Annotated in this window: 4 protein-coding genes; 3 read left to right on the top strand and 1 reads right to left on the bottom strand. The window is 28.4% G+C overall.

Features of this window, described 5'->3' with window-relative positions; translation table 11 throughout:
- Positions 1-32 precede the first annotated feature (32 nt).
- Positions 33-353, top strand: coding sequence for a hypothetical protein (locus CER22_RS30920; protein WP_088610496.1), 321 nt, complete (start codon positions 33-35; stop codon positions 351-353).
- A gap of 320 nt (positions 354-673) precedes the next feature.
- Here CER22_RS30920 and CER22_RS33990 read toward each other — a convergent pair whose 3' ends face one another.
- The gene (locus tag CER22_RS33990; RefSeq protein ID WP_255288375.1) at positions 674-805 is read right to left on the bottom strand and encodes a hypothetical protein; all 132 of its coding nucleotides are present in this window, start codon (positions 803-805) and stop codon (positions 674-676) included.
- 114 nt (positions 806-919) lie between these two features.
- Here CER22_RS33990 and CER22_RS30915 point away from each other — a divergent pair, with 114 nt between their 5' ends.
- Complete coding sequence (locus tag CER22_RS30915) at positions 920-1,162, top strand: hypothetical protein (RefSeq protein ID WP_142293619.1); 243 nt, start codon at positions 920-922, stop codon at positions 1,160-1,162.
- 245 nt (positions 1,163-1,407) lie between these two features.
- Positions 1,408-1,725, top strand: a complete 318-nt coding sequence (locus CER22_RS30910) for a hypothetical protein (RefSeq protein ID WP_023521365.1) — start codon at positions 1,408-1,410, stop codon at positions 1,723-1,725.
- Positions 1,726-1,874: the final 149 nt, after the last annotated feature.

Genomic DNA, 1,874 nt, shown 5'->3' with positions numbered 1-1,874 from the left:
AATATAACGCAACATTTATGGAGGGATTATTCATGAAAAAATACGGTATAAGATTATTCTTTATTTTTACACTTATCCTTTTAGGAGGATGCACTATAGATCAAAAGAATGAGGAACAACAAATCGTTAATCAAGCAACAGAAACAACCATTCAGTATTTTAAAGAAAAACATAATTTAGATGTAGTAATTACAGGGCATAGCTTTCCTCCAAATGATTTTCAAACTGTATTTATAGATGGTTATGTTAAGGATGATAAAAGTAAAGAATTCTCAGTAGATGTAGAATTTGGTGATGGGGAATATAGGGTCGGTTCTATATCTCGTTCTGAAAACTTTAAATTAAATTATTAATAATAAATCTAAAAAAATTTAATAATATTTAAGGTTAATATAATATATAGAGCTTGGTTACCAAGTCTATCAAAGACACTTTATGGTGTCTTTTTTACGTAAAATATTTTAGCATATGAATTTCTTTCTTAACAAAATAATTTGTATCTGTTTTTAAATCCTTCATACCTTCTCTAGCTTCATCAGAACGCCTAAAGAGTTTTTCTCTATAATTTTATCTCATTCTGTCCCCTAGAAAGCTATCATAACTTGCTTTTCCCCCATTCACATCTCTTACAAAGACGACTGCGCCTATTCGAATTTATCGTGGAATGCTTCTCCTACTTTTCATGTCTGTAAAATTTTTTTTGATCTATATAATCCTTTATCTCATAATTTTCACCTAAATTAGTCCTACACGCTCCCTTTGCCAAATCATAATAAATTTGATCTAAAACTGCACTTTCTTTCATTCTTTTACCCCATAATAAATAGTTTATTATTAGAAGAGGGTGATTTTTTTGAAAAAAAAGGTTTTTTTGTTAATAGTAATTATAATTATATTTTTTATTGGAGGGTTGATGTATATGAACAAACAAAAGAATGATGAAGAAATAGCATTAAAAGAAAAAGCAACAAAGATCGCAATCCAACATTTTAAAGCGGATAAAAAACTAGATGTTACAGTGACAAAAGTCGAATTCGGCCCTGCGGATTTTGGAGTAATTTTTGTATCGGGTCATGTAACTAATAATCCAAATCGTAAAATAACTGCAGATATAAATTATAAAGATAAATATAAGGTTGAAAGTATTAGTTATGATGACTGAAATTAATATGAAAATACAATATATTTTTGTTGGGCATTCATATTAATTCTAATTATTTCATGTGTATATAAAGGCTAGGATGACTATTCAATCAGCCTGACTTCTAACATTAAAAATTTAAAACTTAAAAACTAATAACCTTTTTACTTTAGAGTCCCGTTTCTTTATACCCATCCACACCATATTCTGTGGATATACATTTTAGTTAACAGGAATATAACGCACTATTAACGGAGTGATTATTCGTGAAAAAATATGCTATAAGATTATTCTTTATCTTTACACTTATCCTTTTAGGAGGATGTACGATAGATCAAAAAAATACTGAACAACAAATAGTTGAAAAGGCAGAAGAAAGGACAATCCAATACTTCAAAGAAAAACAAGACTTAGATGTAGTAATCACTGATTATAGATTTGCTCCAAGTGATTTACAAGGTATCTTTATCTCCGGCTATATAAAAAATGATGAAAGCAAAACATTTAATATTACAATAGAATACGGTGGAGATGAGTATACAATAGGTTCTATCTCTACAAGTGAAAATTTACATTTAAAATAATAAAGAAAAGGTACTCTTTTAAAGTGCCTTTTCTTTATACCCCACCACACAATGTTCTGTGGATATAAAATTTAGTGAAGAGGAATATAACGCAACATTTATGGAGGGATTATTCATGAAAAAATACGGTATAAGATTATTCTTTATTT

Origin of the sequence: Bacillus sp. K2I17, assembly GCF_002209985.1 — a bacterium.
In the GTDB taxonomy this organism is placed as follows: Bacteria; Bacillota; Bacilli; order Bacillales; family Bacillaceae_G; genus Bacillus_A; species Bacillus_A wiedmannii.
This window is presented reverse-complemented; position numbering and strand designations above follow the sequence as displayed.